This is a genomic window from Citrobacter sp. CK185, from assembly GCF_030333565.1.
In the GTDB taxonomy this organism is placed as follows: Bacteria; Pseudomonadota; Gammaproteobacteria; order Enterobacterales; family Enterobacteriaceae; genus Citrobacter_B; species Citrobacter_B koseri.
Genome location: NZ_JAOWFR010000027.1, coordinates 201,102 through 219,278 on the forward strand (window position 1 = coordinate 201,102; position 18,177 = coordinate 219,278).

Genomic DNA, 18,177 nt, shown 5'->3' on the forward strand with positions numbered 1-18,177 from the left:
TGGCGGCTTCGCGTTATCCGGCCTACAGAACAGCAATGAACGCGTAGGCCGGGTAACGGCAAAAAGATTACTCTACCGCCCACTGGGGCTGATTTGCCATCCGGCGGCTGTAGTTCTGATAAATCGCCATTGCTAACAGCGAGAAGAATATCGGGCCGCCGGTCATCCACAGTGCGCTATTCCAGTCCCCGGCTTCAATTACCGGCTGAATGATGGTAAACACATTCGCAAACGTCACCACCAGCACGACCACGCCCGTTGCCAGCATCGTAGAAACATGGGTTTTGAAGATCACAAATGGCCGTTCCAGGCCTTCGCGAGACTTAAAGAACGGGAAGGCCAGCGCGAGGAACAGGTACGGCAACGTCATCGACACGTTCGCCATCAGCGTCAGTTTGTTGTAAAACGCCGACGCGGTATCACCGCCAAAAGAGACCAGCAGAATAAACAGACTCACCAGCAGACACTGCATCCACATTGCGGTGGCTGGCATACCTGCCGCGTTCAGCGTCGTCATCGGCGCAGGCCACAGCGCTTTTGGCGTTCCCTGGATAATGGCCTTCAATGGCGAGTAGCTCAGCGTAAAGAACGCGCCGGTATAGGCAAGGAACATGGAGAGGCCAGTGATACGCGCAAACCAGACGCCGGTCGCCATTGCCGCTTCCGGCGACAGATGCAGCGCGTTACCCAGCGTCATCCCCAGGCTTTTCATCAGAATATAGGTGATATTTCCGAGGTTAACGGAGCCATTACTTAATACCTGTTGCCAGTTGGTGCTAACGCCCCATAAAAATATCGCCAGCGAATAACCAACGGAAATAACAATTGCCGCAAAAACAATTCCTTTCGCAAAGTTCTTTTCCGGCTTTTCTGTTTTATCCACCAGGCCGCCTACCGCTTCAATTCCGCCGTAGGCAAAAATAGCGAAAACAACAAATGAGAGCATGGCCAGGCCGGATTGATACCCGGGATTGGGCGAGGAGACAAAATTAATATTTTCCGCAAAATGCCCACCATTTAATAACAAAATAGCGACACTCACTAACAACAAAACCAAATTAAGACACATCACGGCAATCCCCCCTACTGCCGTAATACGCGCAATTTTATTAATTCCCTTTGATGCGATACAGGTCACCAGAATCATCCAGCCGACGGCGAGCAGACCAACAACCTGCGTCGGTTCAAGCCCGGCGATCCGCCAGTGCTGCGTCATATCTGCGCCAAACAAGAACGTAGAGAAAGGCACCCAGACTTTCGCCGCAGTGCTCACCATCCAGATAACATAGGAGGAGAACCACATAAAAGTGCCGATAAACGCATAACGCGGGCCAACGCTATTATTCATCCACGAATAGATTCCGCCCTCTTCTTTTCGATAAGCAGAACCCATTTCAGCCATCATTAAGGCAAATGGAATAAAGAATAATAATGCAGAAAAGATATACCACGGGATCGCGCTATACCCCATTAAATAAAACGCCGACGGGCTATTGGCAAAACCAAAAACGGACGTAAATATCATCAGGATGAGGCCAGCCAGGCTCATCTTCTTTATTGTCTGGTTCATGAAACCATCCCTTACTCTGGGCACGTTGGCTAAACGGCGCTCACCGGTTTGCACTGCCCCCTTGCAGAGGTCAGCAATAAAAATCAACACAGAATTGATACCTGAATGGTATCAAACATCCAGACTTATATTGTGGCTATAAGAGGGGAATTGAAAAAATGTGCTACAAAATGGCGCTCATTGCGCCATTTTGTTTCGCAAAAGAGGGGTTTTCAGATTTATGCCCGATCAACGGTAAAAGCGATAACCTCAGCGAGGCTTTCCGCCCCCAGCGCCAGCATCACCAGACGATCCACGCCCAGCGCCACGCCGGAACAGTCAGGCATCCCCACCTTCAGCGCCTCCAGCAGATTGTTATCGATAGGCTGCTGCGGTAAGCCTCGCGCGGCGCGCTTACGGTTATCCTGCTCGAAGCGTTGCTGCTGCTCGCGCGCATCCGTCAGTTCGTGGAAACCATTCGCCAGCTCAATACCTTTGAAGTAAACCTCGAAGCGTTCAGCCACCCGATGGTCTTCAGTGCTGATTTGCGCCAGCGATGCCTGGCTTGCCGGAAAATGGTACACAAACGTCGGCTTCTCTTTGCCAATGTGCGGTTCCACGCCCATAGTAAACAGCAGTTGCAGCAGCGTATCGCGATCTTCTTCGGTATCCGCGATATTGCTTAAATCCAGTTTCGCCGCCGCTTCACGCAGTTGAGTTTTATCCGCAGACAGCGGATCAATCTCCAGATGGCGCTGAAACACCTGCTGGTAAGAAAGACTCTCCGCAGGTTGACATTCCAGCACCTGTTGCAGCAGGTCGTCCACTTCGTTCATCAAACGGTACATGTCGTAGTGGGGACGATACCACTCCAGCATGGTGAATTCCGGGTTGTGATGACGCCCCATCTCTTCGTTGCGAAAGCTACGGCACAGCTGGAAAACCGGGCCGCATCCCGCCACCAGCAGGCGTTTCATGTGGTATTCCGGGCTGGTCATCAGATAAAGGTTCATGCCCTGAGAGTGGCCAGGGCCGACGAAACGCGTTTCGAACGGGAACAGATGAATGTCCGTTACCGTCGCCTGGCTCATGCAGGGCGTCTCAACCTCCAGCACTCCACGATCGGCAAAGAAACGACGGATCTCCGTCATAATTGCCGCACGTTTTAACAGGTTAGGAATGGACGCGCTCGGCTGCCAGGTTGCCGTTTCGCTCATGGTACTTTCTCCGATTTAAGACAAGGGCACGAAGTCTACTCGTAACACGCCAGTGAAACAAATTTTGTGCGGGAATAATGCGCTCCGCCGGAAAAGTAAAAAAAGTGAAGCCAGGTGGTTTAGTAATTAAATTAATCAGAATCAATGATAAATCGACCCGTTGATGCGCTAAAAAAATCGAACACGTCAAATTTCCCTCACATCCGTAAGACTATACTGTTGTACCTATAAAGGAGCAGTGGAAACGCGTTCGCAACCCGCATCAATCAGGAGTTCAATCTGATGGTGTACGGGGACGAAATAACAACAATCTGGAGGAATGTCGTGCAAACCTTTCAAGCCGATCTTGCCATTATAGGCGCCGGTGGCGCGGGATTACGTGCTGCAATAGCTGCCGCGCAGGCGAATCCTAACGCTAAAATCGCACTGATCTCAAAAGTGTACCCGATGCGCAGCCACACCGTTGCTGCCGAAGGGGGTTCAGCCGCTGTCGCCCAGGATCATGACAGCTTTGACTACCATTTTCACGATACGGTAGCGGGCGGAGACTGGCTGTGTGAACAGGATGTCGTGGATTACTTTGTCCACCATTGTCCAACTGAAATGACGCAACTTGAGCAATGGGGTTGCCCGTGGAGCCGCCGCCCGGACGGCAGCGTCAACGTACGTCGTTTCGGCGGTATGAAAATTGAGCGTACCTGGTTTGCCGCGGATAAAACCGGCTTCCATATGCTGCATACCCTGTTCCAGACCTCTTTGCAGTTCCCACAAATCCAACGCTTTGATGAACACTTCGTCCTGGATATCCTGGTCGATGACGGTCATGCCCGTGGCCTCGTGGCCATGAACATGATGGAAGGCACGCTTGTGCAGATCCGCGCCAACGCGGTGGTGATGGCTACCGGCGGCGCAGGCCGCGTGTATCGCTACAACACCAACGGCGGCATCGTGACCGGCGACGGTATGGGCATGGCGCTGGGCCACGGCGTACCGCTGCGTGATATGGAATTCGTTCAGTATCACCCGACCGGTCTGCCGGGTTCCGGTATCCTGATGACCGAAGGCTGCCGTGGTGAAGGCGGTATTCTGGTCAACAAAAACGGCTACCGCTATTTGCAGGATTACGGCATGGGCCCGGAAACGCCGCTTGGCGAGCCGAAAAACAAATACATGGAACTGGGGCCGCGAGACAAAGTGTCTCAGGCGTTCTGGCACGAATGGCGCAAAGGCAACACCATTTCCACGCCGCGTGGCGATGTGGTTTACCTCGACCTGCGTCATCTGGGCGAGAAAAAACTGCTCGAACGTTTACCGTTCATCTGCGAACTGGCGAAAGCCTACGTGGGTGTCGATCCGGTTAAAGAGCCGATTCCGGTTCGTCCGACCGCGCACTACACCATGGGCGGCATCGAAACCGATCAGAATTGCGAAACCCGCATTAAAGGTCTGTTTGCCGTTGGCGAGTGCTCCTCTGTGGGTCTGCACGGCGCTAACCGTCTGGGTTCTAACTCTCTGGCGGAACTGGTGGTCTTTGGCCGTCTGGCGGGCGAACAAGCAATGGAACGCGCCTCAACCGCAGGCACGGCTAACGACGCCGCGCTTGATGCGCAGGTTGCGGGCGTTGAACAACGTCTGAAAGACCTCGTTAACCAGGAAGGCAACGAGAACTGGGCGAAAATCCGCGATGAAATGGGCCTGTCGATGGAAGAAGGTTGCGGTATCTACCGTACGCCGGAACTCATGCAGAAAACCGTGGATAAGCTGGCGGAGTTGCAGGAACGCTTCAAGCGTGTTCGTATCACCGATACCTCCAGCGTATTCAACACCGACCTGCTGTACACCATCGAGCTGGGTCATGGTCTGAACGTAGCGGAATGTATGGCGCACTCCGCGCTGGCACGTAAAGAATCACGCGGCGCTCACCAGCGTCTGGACGAAGGCTGCACCGAGCGTGACGACGTCAACTTCCTCAAACATACCCTCGCCTTCCGCGATGCTGATGGCACAACTCGCCTGGAATACAGCGACGTGAAAATCACCACTCTGCCACCGGCAAAACGTGTGTATGGCGCTGAAGCGGAAGCCGCCGATAAGAAGGAGAAGGCGTAATGGCTGAGATGAAAAACCTGAAAATTGAGGTGGTGCGCTATAACCCGGAAACCGACACCGCGCCGCACAGTGCTTTCTACGAAGTGCCTTACGATGAAGCGACGTCGCTGCTGGATGCGTTAGGCTACATCAAAGATAACCTGGCGCCGGACCTGAGCTACCGCTGGTCCTGCCGTATGGCGATCTGCGGTTCTTGCGGCATGATGGTCAACAACGTGCCAAAACTGGCGTGCAAAACCTTCCTGCGTGATTACACCAAGGGTATGAAGGTTGAAGCCCTGGGGAACTTCCCGATCGAACGCGATCTGGTCGTCGATATGACGCACTTTATCGAGAGCCTGGAAGCGATCAAGCCGTACATCATCGGCAACCCGCGTACGCCGGATCAGGGGCCAAACACCCAGACCCCGGCGCAGATGGCGAAGTATCACCAGTTCTCCGGTTGCATCAACTGTGGTCTGTGCTACGCCGCGTGCCCGCAATTCGGCCTGAACCCTGAGTTCATCGGCCCGGCTGCGATCACGCTGGCGCATCGTTATAACGAAGACAGCCGCGACCACGGTAAGAAGGAGCGTATGGCGCAGTTAAACGGTCAGAACGGCGTATGGACCTGTACCTTCGTGGGCTACTGCTCCGAAGTCTGTCCGAAACACGTCGATCCGGCTGCGGCCATTCAGCAGGGTAAAGTAGAAAGTTCGAAAGACTTTCTTATCGCCACCCTGAAACCACGCTAAGGAGTGCAACATGACGACTAAACGCAAAGCCTATGTGCGGCCAATGACGTCCACCTGGTGGAAAAAACTGCCGTTTTATCGCTTTTACATGCTGCGCGAAGGCACGGCGGTTCCGGCAGTCTGGTTCAGCATTGAACTGATTTTCGGCCTGTTTGCCCTCAAACATGGCGCGGAATCCTGGATGGGCTTCGTTGGCTTCCTGCAAAACCCGGTAGTGGTGATCTTAAACCTGATCGCCCTGGCGGCAGCCTTGCTGCACACCAAAACCTGGTTTGAGCTGGCGCCAAAAGCCGCCAACATCATTGTTAAAGACGAAAAAATGGGGCCAGAGCCGATCATTAAAGGTCTCTGGGTTGTTACTGCGGTTGTCACCGTAGTCATACTGTATGTTGCCCTGTACTGGTAAGGAGTCCGGGATGATTAATCCAAATCCAAAACGCTCTGACGAACCCGTATTCTGGGGCCTGTTCGGTGCAGGTGGTATGTGGGGCGCGATTATTGCGCCGGTAATGGTTCTGTTGGTGGGTATTCTGCTGCCGCTGGGACTTTTCCCGGGCGATGCGCTGAGCTATGAACGCGTACTGGCGTTCGCCCAGAGCTTCATTGGCCGCGCGTTCCTGTTCCTGATGATCGTCCTGCCGCTGTGGTGCGGTTTACACCGTATGCACCATGCGATGCATGACCTGAAAATCCATGTGCCAAGCGGAAAATGGGTATTCTACGGTCTGGCGGCGATTCTGACCGTTGTCACGGCAATCGGCATCCTCACAATCTAAGCCATACGCCCTCTTATCTGCGCGATAAGAGGGCGCTTTTTTATTTCCCCTTCTCCCTTATTTTTCCCGCCAGGTTCTACACTTAGAAAAAACCGCTAAGGAAAATCCCATGCGCCTGCTGCCTGTCGTTGCCGCCGTTACCGCTGCGTTTCTGGTCGTCGCGTGTAGCACGCCTGTCCCGCCCAGGGGCGTTACCGTTGTCACTGACTTTGATGCCAGACGCTACATGGGCACCTGGTATGAAATCGCGCGTTTCGATCACCGCTTTGAAAGCGGTCTTGAAAAAGTGACGACAACCTACAGTCTGCGGGATGACGGTGGCCTGAACGTCCTCAACAAAGGCTACAACCCGGACAGGGGCATGTGGCAGAAAACAGAAGGGAAAGCCTGGTTTACGGGCGACCCCAGCCGCGCCGCGCTGAAAGTATCGTTCTTCGGCCCCTTCTACGGCGGGTATAACGTCATTGCGATCGACAGAGAGTACCGCCATGCGCTGGTGTGCGGCCCGGATCGCGACTACCTGTGGATACTCTCACGCACGCCGACACTCTCTGAAGAGATGAAGCAGCAGATGCTGGCCGTCGCGACCCGGGAAGGGTTTGATGTCAGTAAATTAATCTGGGTAAAACAACCCGGCGCTTAACGCTTTTCCCGGAGGATTAGTGAGCGCTGAGCTTCAGCCCAATAATCCCCGCTACGATCAGCGCAAGGCTCGCCAGACGCGCAGGACTGGCGGATTCGCCAAGCAGCAAAATACCGGTGATGGCAGCCCCTACCGCGCCGATCCCCGTCCAGACCGCATAGGCAGTACCGACAGGCAGCGTTTTCATCGCCCATGACAACAGCGCCATACTGACAATCATCGCCGCAATGGTAATGACGCTGGGCGTCAGGCGACTGAATCCGTGGGTATATTTCAGGCCAACCGCCCAAACGACTTCAAGCAGACCCGCAATGAACAAAATTATCCAGGACATATCTGGCTCCAGAAAAATGGGGCCGTCCCCGGTGAAAGATACATTTGCAGGTCGTCCTGCAAAGCAGAGGTGTGAGAAAGCATTTTTGCCTGCGAAAAAATCAAATTCAACCCTTTTATTTTCCGCCGTTGCAAAAGCATGAATTGGGCGCAATTCGCAGCGCAGTTCACGCATTCGACGCTCATCGGACTTCTCTATGATGAGACGCTTTCTGAGGTCAGGAAGCCATCGCCTACTTCTGGATGCGGAAAGTTTATGTTAAAAATTTTAGTGATTGACCGCTGCCATTTCACCCGCACGGGGATAGAGGCCTGGCTTAATCATTCTGGCTTATTTGATTCTTCGTTCCTGGTATCAGGGTTGAATAACCTGCTACTGGCAAAAGAGCATATTTCCCAGTGGAAACCTCATCTGGTTATCGCTGACTTATATAGTTTTTTCAACTACAGCCACTCTTTTAAGCCAGCAGCGCCGCTCCTGATGGCCTGCGGAGCCACGCCTTTAATTTTGCTGCAATCAGGCGGCGGACAGTACCAGGCCGATAGCGACCCGCTGTATCAGGTTCATGCCGTAGTGTCGAAACAGGCCACGCTGCATGAACTATCGCGGAATATTCAGGACGTGCTGCTTGCCCAGTCCGTTACTGACACGCCAAAAACCGCCACACCGCTGCTTACGCCGCAGGAGGAAAAGGTGCTGACAATGTGGATGGAAGGTGCGGGAAACAACGCAATCGCGGCTGCGCTCGGTATTCACGGCAAAACGGTCTACACCTACAAACGCAATATCCGCATGAAATTGCATATGGATAATCGCTACTCGCCGTTTTTATCCTTACCGGAGCAAATCAATTAACGGTACGACGCCACGCCGTACCGTTCACATTTATTGCTGGGCTCTGGTCGCGGCGCCTGAAATGGCGCTGCCGCCTTCAGAGATATCCTGCCCAACGCCGCGTGTTGTATTACACGCAGTTAGCACGGAAGAAAGCACCAAAACAGAAAAGATCGCTGCAATTGTTTTCTTAACCATAACGTCTTCCTTTTCTAGCCAATGTTGTTTGTGTATAGCCACTTAAGCATAGACAAGATCCCGCAATGTGACGGGCGTTCGACGATTTTTTAAGACACCTGGAAGTAATTAGCTGGCAGCGTGAGAGATAGAATTGCCGAGATGTTTGATGTCTTCACCAAAGCCACGCGCGGTATTACACCCCGTCAGCAACGCGCCGGTGAAAAGAATGAGTGCTACAAGACTGATAAGACGTTTCATCATTCCTGCCCTGGAAAAGGTATGGCGCAGCTCAATGCCGCACCATAAATTCAACTTAGCAAATTGCTGACAAACTCCACGTCTGTTTTACCGAATGGCGTTAATACCCATGCGTCACGCAGTCGCCGTAGGCCCGATAAACTTGCGCCATCGGGCATTTCAGACGTTGTCATCAATCTTAATATCAGCGTCTTATTTAACGCGGGATACGTATTCGCCAGAGCGCGTATCCACTTTGATCACTTCGCCAATCTGGACGAACAGCGGAACTTTAACCACTGCGCCAGTAGACAGCGTAGCCGGTTTGCCGCCAGTACCTGCGGTATCGCCTTTCAGGCCTGGATCGGTATCTACGATTTCCAGCTCAACAAAGTTCGGCGGGGTCACGGTGATCGGCTGGCCGTTCCACAGGGTCACGATGCACTCAGCCTGATCCAGCAGCCATTTCGCGCTGTCGCCGATCGCTTTGGCGTCAGCAGACAGTTGTTCGAACGTTTCGTTGTTCATGAAGTGCCAGAACTCACCGTCGTTGTACAGGTAAGTCAGGTTCATATCGACAACATCAGCACCTTCAGCAGAGTCGGTGGATTTGAAGGTTTTCTCTACACGAGTGCCGGTCAGCAGGCGGCGCAGTTTAACGCGTGCGAACGCCTGGCCTTTACCCGGTTTAACGAATTCGCTGGCTTCAACCGCATAAGGTTCGCCGTCCAACATGATTTTAAGACCAGCACGAAAATCGTTGCTATAGTACGTTGCCATAAGGCCCTCTGAAAATTGTTAACTGGTAGCTAAGCCACAAAATGGCGCATATTGTAACCCTAAATACCCCATCCAGAGAAGATTGGTTAGCGCAACTTGCCGATGTTGTGACCAATCCCGATGAACTACTGCATCTTTTGAATATAGACGCAGATGAAAAACTGTTGGCCGGACGCGACGCCAAACGCCTGTTCGCCCTGCGCGTACCGCGATCTTTCATCGCGCGTATGGAGAAAGGCAATCCCAACGATCCGCTTCTGCGTCAGGTACTTACCTCGCAGGACGAATTCGTAACCGCCCCCGGTTTTTCCACCGACCCGCTGGAAGAGCAGCACAGCGTCGTGCCCGGATTACTGCACAAATACCGCAACCGTGCGTTGCTGCTGGTAAAAGGCGGATGCGCGGTAAATTGCCGCTACTGCTTCCGTCGCCACTTCCCGTATGCGGATAATCAGGGCAACAAACGCAACTGGCAGGTCGCGCTGGACTACATCGCCGCACACCCTGAGCTGGATGAGATCATCTTCTCCGGCGGCGATCCTTTGATGGCGAAAGATCACGAACTGGACTGGTTGCTTACGCAACTGGAAACGATCCCGCACATCAAACGGCTGCGTATCCACAGTCGTTTGCCGATCGTGATCCCCGCGCGCATTACGGATGGGCTGGCAGCCCGCTTTGCGCGCTCTTCTCTGCAAATTCTGCTGGTGAATCACATCAACCACGCCAACGAAATTGACGACACGTTCCGTCAGGCCATGACGACGCTGCGCAACGCGGGCGTTACCCTGCTCAACCAGAGCGTACTGCTACGCGGGGTGAACGATAACGCGCAAACGCTGGCAAACCTCAGCAATGCGCTGTTTGACGCCGGCGTCATGCCCTACTACCTGCATGTACTGGATAAAGTTCAGGGCGCGGCGCATTTCATGGTGAGCGACGATGAAGCGCGGCGAATTATGCGTGAACTGCTGACGCGGGTATCCGGTTATATGGTACCCAGACTGGCGCGTGAAATTGGCGGTGAGCCGAGCAAAACACCATTAGATTTGCAGTTACGCCAGCAATAATTGTTCAAACGAGTGTCCGGTTTCGGACACTCGCCCTTAAAATCGCTTATTTGAATCCGTTCATATAGCGCGACGCTTTCCATATTATGTTATTTTAATAACATAACACACCGAATATATTTCAAAATTATATATTGATTCAAATTAAGTTACCTGATTAATAATTGGTTAGGGAGAACCTTTATGGCGATGAGTATCAAAGGCGTTAATACAGGCGTTATTCGCAAAGCGAATGAGTTTATTGCGCTGGCATTAAAAATAAAAGAACCGAGGAATAAAGAGTCGTTGTTTTTTCTGACGGCGCTGGAATTAAGAGATCTGCTGATCGCTCTGGAAAGCCGGCTGCACCAGAAGCATCACCTGTCCCCCAACGCTCGCCAACAATATGAAAAAGCACGGGATAGAGTCAGTAAAAAAATGCTTGAGAGCATTCCGGCCATTCAGGAAGAGGAACTCAAAAACGCAGATATTAATCGCCGGGTGAATACATTAACGCTGATAGACGACCAGAGCGAAAACGTCATGCTTTCTTTTACGCTGCATGACGGTAAAACATGCGAGCTGATGATTAATGAATTACAGATTGACGTTCTGGTGCGCGCAATTATTCGCGCTATAGATAATGCCGGTATGCGTGAGCTGGTGCTGCGTATTACATCACTACTGGATTTTCTGCCATTATATGATGCCGACTGTCTGGATAACGGTAATCTGGAATATGACGCCTACGCGCAACCTGAATGGAAGCACAATCTCTTCAGCCATTATCTGGCGGTGCTCTATCGTTATACCGATGAGACAGGTAAAACACATTTTAGCGGCGCCGTGGTGAAAAACCGTACCCCTTCTGGCAGCAAAGAGGCAGAGGCCATTTCACGCCGACTGCTTGATTTCAGCCCACGGCTGAAGAAGCTGGCCGGGAAACCGTGCCAGGTGTTTGTCAGAACGCTAACCGCTGATAAGACGCACAAACTCACTCAGGAGCAGTGCCTGCGCGCGTTGCATCATTTACGCGTACAATCGGTAGAGAAAGCGAAAAACGCCTGATGGCGCTGCGCTTATCCGGCCTACGACCACATGCGCCTGTATAGACCCACTGTATTACACAAAATCATTCAACCTGCATCGCAGCGGCAAGCGAAGAAATCCCCAGCAGCACAGATAACTATGTGACTGGGGTTTCACAGCGCAACCAACAAAGAGGCAGGTTGAAGAATGAAGTGTAATCAGTTAGGGCACTTATAAACCTGACCGTTCATTTCACTGGCGGTCGGGACAAAGCTGGACAACATTCCCTGCGTTGGGCTGCTGACGCCATAAATCACATTTCCGCCCATTGCCGCAGCCTGGTTACGCAGGTCGTTCGCTGCACCACGCATGGAGCCGCCCTCTTCACCGTGCTGACCAGAAAGCCAGTTGCTTTGCTTACCGGTCGCAGTGCCGATCAACTGGCATTCTGCGCCAGGCTTGTCTTCCACAAAACGCACACTTTGCCCGGCAGCGGTCAGTTGGTTGCTGGAGCTACAACCCGCCATCAGCAGCGCAGCACCGACGATCCCTGCTAAATATTTTACGTGCATGTTATTCCCCATAATCAATGAGCTGGACGCCACTCACGTCGTCCATGTCTGAATCTTATACTAAAAAGATGACCAAAAGAAAAACCCCCGAACATTTCTGCCCGGGGGTTTCTAAATTCTGGGAGATGAGCACCCAAATCATTCTGGTTGCAGGGAGGCGGCCAGTTTGTTAATCCCCAGAAGCTTACTCAAGTAAGTGACTGGGGTTAGCAAACGCAACCAACGCACCTGCGGCCTGAAGGATGCAGGGTGTGGGCAATTACATCATGCCGCCCATTCCACCCATACCGCCCATGCCGCCGGCTGCGCCTAAGTCAGGAGCATCGCCTTTCGGCAGGTCAGTTACCATGCACTCGGTAGTGATCATCAGACCAGCCACGGATGCCGCGTACTGCAAAGCAGAACGGGTTACTTTGGTCGGGTCCAGGATACCCATATCGATCATGTTGCCGTATTCTTCGGTTGCTGCGTTGTAACCGTAGTTGCCGTCGCCGCTTTTAACGGTGTTAGCCACAACAGACGGTTCTTCGCCGCAGTTCAGCACGATCTGACGCAGCGGGGATTCCATTGCGCGCAGCGCAACTTTGATACCCACGTTCTGGTCTTCGTTCTGGCCTTTGAGTTCCGCAATTTTAGACGCGACGCGAATTAGCGCTACGCCACCACCGGCAACTACGCCTTCTTCAACCGCAGCACGGGTCGCGTGCAGGGCATCTTCAACGCGTGCTTTTTTCTCTTTCATTTCAACTTCGGTCGCAGCGCCAACTTTGATAACCGCAACACCGCCTGCCAGTTTCGCTACGCGCTCTTGCAGTTTTTCACGGTCGTAATCGGAAGTGGCTTCTTCGATCTGCTGACGGATCTGAGTGACACGGCCCTGGATCGCAGACTCTTCACCCACGCCATCAATGATGGTGGTGGTGTCTTTGTTGATCACAACGCGTTTTGCCTGACCCAGGTCTTCCAGGGTAGATTTTTCCAGCTCCATACCGATCTCTTCAGAGATGACGGTACCACCGGTCAGGGTTGCGATATCTTGCAGCATCGCTTTACGACGATCACCGAAGCCCGGCGCTTTAACCGCCGCCACTTTCACGATGCCGCGCATGGTGTTAACCACCAGCGTAGCCAGCGCTTCGCCTTCCACATCTTCAGCGATGATCAGCAGCGGTTTGCCTGCTTTCGCAACGGCTTCCAGAACCGGCAGCATTTCGCGGATGTTAGAGATTTTCTTATCAGCCAGCAGGATGAACGGGCTTTCCAGTTCTACTGCGCCAGTTTCCGGCTTGTTGATGAAGTAAGGAGACAGGTAGCCACGGTCGAACTGCATACCTTCAACCACGTCCAGCTCATCCTGCAAACCAGTACCGTCTTCAACGGTGATCACGCCTTCTTTACCGACTTTGTCCATCGCTTCAGCGATCAGTTTACCTACGGTTTCGTCGGAGTTAGCGGAGATAGTACCAACCTGAGCAATGGCTTTAGAATCAGAGCACGGTACGGACAGGGTTTTCAGTTCTTCAACCGCAGCAGCAACCGCTTTGTCGATACCACGTTTCAGATCCATCGGGTTCATGCCCGCAGCAACGGCTTTCAGACCTTCAGTGATGATGGACTGAGCCAGTACGGTCGCGGTGGTGGTGCCGTCGCCTGCCGCGTCGTTCGCTTTAGAGGCAACTTCTTTCACCATCTGCGCGCCCATGTTTTCGAACTTGTCTTCCAGCTCGATTTCACGCGCTACGGAAACACCATCTTTAGTGATGGTCGGCGCACCGAAAGATTTATCCAGAACCACGTTACGGCCTTTCGGACCGAGGGTCACTTTCACTGCGTCTGCCAGTACGTTTACGCCGCGCAGCATTTTCACACGAGCGTCGTTACCGAATTTTACGTCTTTAGCTGCCATTTTCTCTTTCCCTTAAATTCGTATGTTCAGTGTCGTTCGCGGATTACGCTTCAACAATTGCCAGAATGTCGCTTTCAGACATGATCAACACTTCTTCATTGTCGATCTTCTCAGATTTCACACCATAGCCATCGTTGAAAATAACGATGTCGCCAACCTTAACGTCCAGCGGCTGCACAGTACCGTTATCCAGGATGCGACCCTTACCGACAGCGATGATTTCGCCACGCGTTGATTTACCCGCTGCGGAACCGGTCAGAACAATGCCGCCAGCAGATTTGGATTCAACTTCTTTACGTTTGACGATCACACGATCATGTAACGGACGAATACTCATTGATAGCTCTCCTTTGAGAAAGTCTTTATCAGTTATGGGTGACGCCGGCCCGTGAACGGTTTCCCGGCTAGTGACCAGAGAGATGGGGATGGGTTTTTGCCCCTTCAAGGGGGCAGATGAAAAAAAATTCTTATCAGCAGAAAATCGCGCGAAAACGGTAGGTCACCTCACATTTCATAACGATTTAAGGCGGCCCGTCATAAGTAAATCCGATTGTGTTACCATCGAAAATCTGCGCAGTTGCCCAAAAATTGGGCGTAACCGGATAGTGACTCATGAGTGGACTAAAACAAGAGCTGGGACTGGCTCAGGGCGTGGGCCTGTTGTCGACATCACTGTTAGGAACCGGCGTCTTTGCCGTCCCGGCGCTGGCCGCGCTGGTGGCGGGCAATAACAGCCTGTGGGCCTGGCCTGCGCTCATCGTTTTGGTCTTTCCTGTGGCGATTGTTTTTGCCATCCTGGGACGTCATTTCCCCAGTGCGGGCGGCGTGGCGCATTTTGTCGGGATGGCGTTTGGTTCGCGAATGGCGCGCGTCACCGGATGGCTGTTCCTGTCGGTCATCCCCGTCGGCCTGCCGGCGGCGCTGCATATCGCCGCCGGGTTCGGTCAGGCGATGTTTGGCTGGCACGGCTGGCAGCTTTTACTGGCGGAATTCGGCACGCTGGCGCTGGTGTGGTTCATTGGCTCTCGCGGCGCCAGTTCCAGCGCCAACCTGCAAACGATCATTGCCGGGCTGATTGTGGCGCTGATTGTCGCTATCTGGTGGGCGGGCGATCTCAAGCCGAACAAAATTCCATTCCCTGCCCCTGCGGATATTGAGCTGCCCGCCCTGTTCGCCGCGCTGTCGGTTATGTTCTGGTGCTTTGTCGGCCTTGAAGCGTTCGCCCATCTGGCATCGGAATTTAAAAACCCTGAACGCGATTTCCCGCGCGCACTGATGATCGGTCTGCTGCTGGCCGGCTCCGTTTATTGGGCGTGTACGGTGGCGGTTCTGCATTTTGACGCCTACGGCGCGCAAATGGCGGCGGCAGCGTCGCTCCCTGACATCGTCGTGCGATTGTTTGGCGTACAGGCGCTGTGGGTCGCCTGCATTATTGGTTATCTGGCCTGCTTCGCCAGCCTGAATATCTATATCCAGAGTTTCGCCCGCCTTGTCTGGTCACAGGCGCAGGACAGGCCAGATCATTATCTGGCACGCCTTTCTGCCCGCCGCGTTCCCCGCAATGCGCTGAACGCCGTACTGGGCTGTTGCGTACTCAGCACATTGTGCATTTACATCCTTGAGATCAATCTCGACGCGCTGATCGTCTATGCCAACGGCATTTTCATTATGATCTACTTGCTGTGCATGCTGGCCGGGTGTCGGTTGCTGGCAGGACGCTATCGCGCGCTGGCGGTGACTGGCGCTCTGCTGTGTCTGTTATTGCTGGCGATGGTGGGATGGAAGTGTCTGTACGCGCTGATTATGCTGACAGCGCTGTGGCTGTTTTTACCCCGCAGGTTGGCTAAGCGTCAGCAGTTGTAGGCCCGGTAAGCATAGCGCCACCGGGCATTTATGCCGGATGACGCCGCTGAAGCGGTTTATCCGGCCTACGATTCAACGTTTGATTTAATCCTTGCGGTCGTCTTTATGATCTAAACGGTCACGCTCGTCATCTTTACGCTGAAACTCACCGTCAAACGTCTCGCCGCCGCCCGTTCCGGCGCTAAAACCGCCGCCGGGCATACGGGAAAAACGCAAATGCGGCAGCAGCTTCATGGTCAGGTGTTTCTGCACGGGCGGCAATAAAAGAAGCAGCCCCAGGAAGTCGGTGAAGAAGCCGGGCAGCACCAGCAGCAGGCCCGCGATGATCAGCGACACGCTCTTGATCATCTCCGCCGCCGGACTTTCGCCAGCCGCCATTTTCTGCTGCATCAACAAAAAGTTCTTGAAACCCTGGTTTCGCACCAGCGACATACCAATGACCGAGGTGAAAATCACCAGGATCAGCGTCATCAGGACGCCCAGCACATGGGCGACCTGGATAAAAATAGAAATCTCAATGTAAACATAGAGAAAGATGGCAATAAACGGTATCCAGCGCAAAGGACTCTCCTGTAAATGACAGCCGTTTTCATCACGTCTGTCTGATATGGGTGCGCGATTCGCATGCGTCAGATGTTGAGACGGTTAGCAAAATTTCAAGCTGTTTGTACACTTATTTTTAGTGGTAATCCCAAAGCGGTGACCTATTTCACAAAATAATAAATAAGGGGTAACTTCCCACACTTTAAGTGATCCAGGTTACGGTAGAAATCCTGAAGCAGAATATGATCTCGAGTATCAGACCGATGCAGGGGATAATCGTCGGTCAGGAAACATTCGAAACCACATATATCCTGTGTGTTTATGTAATTATTGGCAGCTTGAAAAAGAAGGTTCACATGTTAAACAACATTCGTATCGAAGAAGATTTGTTGGGTACCAGGGAAGTTCCAGCGGATGCCTACTATGGTGTTCACACTCTGAGAGCGATTGAAAACTTCTACATTAGCAATAACAAAATCAGCGATATCCCTGAATTTGTACGCGGTATGGTAATGGTGAAAAAGGCAGCGGCCCTGGCTAACAAAGAGCTGCAAACCATCCCTAAAAGTGTGGCCAACGCCATCATTGCCGCATGTGATGAAGTCCTGAATAACGGCAAATGCATGGACCAGTTCCCGGTAGACGTTTACCAGGGCGGTGCAGGTACTTCCGTCAACATGAACACCAACGAAGTGCTGGCCAATATCGGGCTGGAGCTGATGGGTCATCAGAAAGGTGAATATCAGTACCTGAACCCGAACGACCATGTGAATAAATGTCAGTCCACCAACGACGCCTATCCGACCGGTTTCCGTGTTGCCGTTTACGCGTCTATCGTCAAACTCATTGATGCAATCAATCAGTTGCGTGAAGGCTTCGAGCGTAAAGCCGTTGAGTTCCAGGACATCCTGAAAATGGGCCGTACCCAGTTGCAGGATGCTGTACCGATGACTCTCGGCCAGGAATTCCGCGCTTTCAGCGTACTGCTGAAAGAAGAAGTGAAAAGCATTGAACGTACTGCTGAGCTGCTGCTGGAAGTTAACCTCGGCGCGACGGCAATCGGTACTGGCCTGAACACCCCGAAAGAATACTCTCCGCTGGCGGTGCAGAAACTGGCTGAAGTCACTGGCTTTGCCTGCGTACCGGCAGAAGACCTGATTGAAGCAACGTCCGACTGCGGCGCTTATGTCATGGTACACAGCGCGCTGAAACGCCTGGCTGTGAAGATGTCTAAAATCTGTAACGACCTGCGTTTGCTCTCCTCAGGCCCACGCGCGGGTCTGAACGAGATCAACCTGCCGGAACTACAGGCGGGCTCTTCTATCATGCCAGCGAAAGTAAACCCGGTAGTACCAGAAGTTGTTAACCAGGTATGCTTCAAAGTCATCGGTAACGACACCACCGTAACGATGGCAGCCGAAGCAGGCCAGTTGCAGCTGAACGTAATGGAGCCGGTTATCGGCCAGGCGATGTTCGAATCTATCCATATTCTGAGCAATGCCTGCTACAACCTGCTGGAAAAATGCATTAACGGCATTACCGCAAACAAAGAAGTGTGCGAAGGATACGTTTATAACTCCATCGGCATCGTCACCTACCTCAACCCGTTCATCGGCCACCACAACGGCGACATCGTTGGTAAGATTTGCGCCGAGACCGGTAAGAGCGTCCGTGAAGTGGTGCTGGAGCGCGGCCTGTTGACTGAAGCAGAGCTGGACGATATTTTCTCCGCACAGAACCTGATGCACCCGGCTTACAAAGCAAAACGTTATACTGATGAAAGCGAACAGTAATCGTACAGGGTAGTAACACAGGAGGCACG

Annotated in this window: 20 protein-coding genes; 10 read left to right on the plus strand and 10 right to left on the minus strand. The window is 52.9% G+C overall.

Going from position 1 to position 18,177, the window contains the following annotated elements; genetic code table 11:
* Positions 1-67 precede the first annotated feature (67 nt).
* Entirely contained in the window at positions 68-1,570 is a 1,503-nt protein-coding gene (gene yjeM, locus OGV79_RS21415; RefSeq protein ID WP_049011512.1) for a glutamate/gamma-aminobutyrate family transporter YjeM, read from the minus strand.
* Positions 1,571-1,788: 218 nt separating this feature from the next.
* Positions 1,789-2,766 carry an elongation factor P--(R)-beta-lysine ligase gene (gene epmA, locus OGV79_RS21420; RefSeq protein WP_012134451.1) on the minus strand — a complete coding sequence of 326 codons (978 nt, stop codon included), beginning with the start codon at positions 2,764-2,766 and terminating at the stop codon, positions 1,789-1,791.
* 324 nt (positions 2,767-3,090) lie between these two features.
* On the opposite strand from epmA, the gene frdA reads away from it, so the two are divergent.
* The 5 genes from frdA (at position 3,091) to OGV79_RS21445 (ending at position 7,028) form a co-directional block, all read left to right on the plus strand.
* A complete protein-coding gene (gene frdA, locus OGV79_RS21425) occupies positions 3,091-4,875 on the plus strand; it encodes a fumarate reductase (quinol) flavoprotein subunit (RefSeq protein WP_047459485.1) in 1,785 nt (594 codons plus the stop codon).
* The gene (gene frdB, locus OGV79_RS21430) at positions 4,875-5,609 is read left to right on the plus strand and encodes a fumarate reductase iron-sulfur protein (protein WP_104867865.1); all 735 of its coding nucleotides are present in this window, start codon (positions 4,875-4,877) and stop codon (positions 5,607-5,609) included. The genes frdA and frdB overlap by 1 nt, the downstream gene beginning before the upstream one ends.
* 10 nt (positions 5,610-5,619) lie before the next feature.
* Positions 5,620-6,015 (plus strand): fumarate reductase subunit FrdC, encoded by a 396-nt coding sequence (gene frdC, locus OGV79_RS21435; protein ID WP_012134454.1) that lies wholly within the window; start codon positions 5,620-5,622, stop codon positions 6,013-6,015.
* 10 nt (positions 6,016-6,025) lie between these two features.
* A complete protein-coding gene (gene frdD, locus OGV79_RS21440; RefSeq protein WP_012134455.1) occupies positions 6,026-6,385 on the plus strand; it encodes a fumarate reductase subunit FrdD in 360 nt (119 codons plus the stop codon).
* 109 nt (positions 6,386-6,494) lie between these two features.
* On the plus strand, positions 6,495-7,028 hold the full coding sequence (locus tag OGV79_RS21445; RefSeq protein WP_047459488.1) for a lipocalin family protein: 534 nt from the start codon (positions 6,495-6,497) through the stop codon (positions 7,026-7,028).
* A 16-nt stretch (positions 7,029-7,044) separates the two neighbouring features.
* Here the strand turns inward: OGV79_RS21445 and sugE are convergent, their stop codons facing one another.
* A complete protein-coding gene (sugE, locus tag OGV79_RS21450) occupies positions 7,045-7,362 on the minus strand; it encodes a quaternary ammonium compound efflux SMR transporter SugE (RefSeq protein ID WP_012134457.1) in 318 nt (105 codons plus the stop codon).
* 255 nt (positions 7,363-7,617) lie between these two features.
* Between sugE and OGV79_RS21455 the strand changes: the two genes are divergently transcribed.
* Positions 7,618-8,217 carry a LuxR C-terminal-related transcriptional regulator gene (locus OGV79_RS21455; protein ID WP_049011510.1) on the plus strand — a complete coding sequence of 200 codons (600 nt, stop codon included), beginning with the start codon at positions 7,618-7,620 and terminating at the stop codon, positions 8,215-8,217.
* A gap of 30 nt (positions 8,218-8,247) precedes the next feature.
* On the opposite strand, the gene ecnB is transcribed toward OGV79_RS21455, so the two are convergent.
* The 3 genes from ecnB to efp all read right to left on the minus strand — a co-directional run bounded on the left by ecnB (position 8,248) and on the right by efp (position 9,393).
* A complete protein-coding gene (gene ecnB, locus OGV79_RS21460) occupies positions 8,248-8,394 on the minus strand; it encodes a lipoprotein toxin entericidin B (protein ID WP_024130801.1) in 147 nt (48 codons plus the stop codon).
* A gap of 108 nt (positions 8,395-8,502) precedes the next feature.
* Positions 8,503-8,637 carry a lipoprotein antitoxin entericidin A gene (gene ecnA, locus OGV79_RS21465; RefSeq protein ID WP_024130802.1) on the minus strand — a complete coding sequence of 45 codons (135 nt, stop codon included), beginning with the start codon at positions 8,635-8,637 and terminating at the stop codon, positions 8,503-8,505.
* Between the two features lie 189 nt (positions 8,638-8,826).
* The gene (gene efp / locus OGV79_RS21470; RefSeq protein ID WP_012134461.1) at positions 8,827-9,393 is read right to left on the minus strand and encodes an elongation factor P; all 567 of its coding nucleotides are present in this window, start codon (positions 9,391-9,393) and stop codon (positions 8,827-8,829) included.
* Between the two features lie 41 nt (positions 9,394-9,434).
* Between efp and epmB the strand changes: the two genes are divergently transcribed.
* Positions 9,435-10,463 (plus strand): EF-P beta-lysylation protein EpmB, encoded by a 1,029-nt coding sequence (epmB, locus tag OGV79_RS21475; protein WP_047459494.1) that lies wholly within the window; start codon positions 9,435-9,437, stop codon positions 10,461-10,463.
* Between the two features lie 183 nt (positions 10,464-10,646).
* Entirely contained in the window at positions 10,647-11,510 is an 864-nt protein-coding gene (locus tag OGV79_RS21480; RefSeq protein ID WP_058668457.1) for a YjeJ family protein, read from the plus strand.
* Positions 11,511-11,689: 179 nt separating this feature from the next.
* On the opposite strand, the gene OGV79_RS21485 is transcribed toward OGV79_RS21480, so the two are convergent.
* From OGV79_RS21485 to OGV79_RS21495, 3 genes are all read right to left on the minus strand, one after another.
* Positions 11,690-12,043, minus strand: coding sequence for a DUF4156 domain-containing protein (locus OGV79_RS21485; protein WP_024130803.1), 354 nt, complete (start codon positions 12,041-12,043; stop codon positions 11,690-11,692).
* 259 nt (positions 12,044-12,302) lie between these two features.
* Positions 12,303-13,949 (minus strand): chaperonin GroEL, encoded by a 1,647-nt coding sequence (groL, locus tag OGV79_RS21490; protein WP_012134466.1) that lies wholly within the window; start codon positions 13,947-13,949, stop codon positions 12,303-12,305.
* 43 nt (positions 13,950-13,992) lie between these two features.
* Positions 13,993-14,286 carry a co-chaperone GroES gene (locus tag OGV79_RS21495; protein ID WP_000027827.1) on the minus strand — a complete coding sequence of 98 codons (294 nt, stop codon included), beginning with the start codon at positions 14,284-14,286 and terminating at the stop codon, positions 13,993-13,995.
* 275 nt (positions 14,287-14,561) lie between these two features.
* On the opposite strand from OGV79_RS21495, the gene yjeH reads away from it, so the two are divergent.
* Positions 14,562-15,812 carry an L-methionine/branched-chain amino acid transporter gene (yjeH, locus tag OGV79_RS21500; RefSeq protein WP_071257317.1) on the plus strand — a complete coding sequence of 417 codons (1,251 nt, stop codon included), beginning with the start codon at positions 14,562-14,564 and terminating at the stop codon, positions 15,810-15,812.
* A gap of 84 nt (positions 15,813-15,896) precedes the next feature.
* Here yjeH and OGV79_RS21505 read toward each other — a convergent pair whose 3' ends face one another.
* Positions 15,897-16,373, minus strand: a complete 477-nt coding sequence (locus tag OGV79_RS21505; RefSeq protein WP_012134469.1) for an FxsA family protein — start codon at positions 16,371-16,373, stop codon at positions 15,897-15,899.
* Between the two features lie 338 nt (positions 16,374-16,711).
* Here OGV79_RS21505 and aspA point away from each other — a divergent pair, with 338 nt between their 5' ends.
* Positions 16,712-18,148: an aspartate ammonia-lyase gene (gene aspA, locus OGV79_RS21510; RefSeq protein ID WP_024130804.1), complete on the plus strand. Its 1,437-nt coding sequence runs from the start codon at positions 16,712-16,714 to the stop codon at positions 18,146-18,148.
* Positions 18,149-18,177 lie beyond the last annotated feature (29 nt).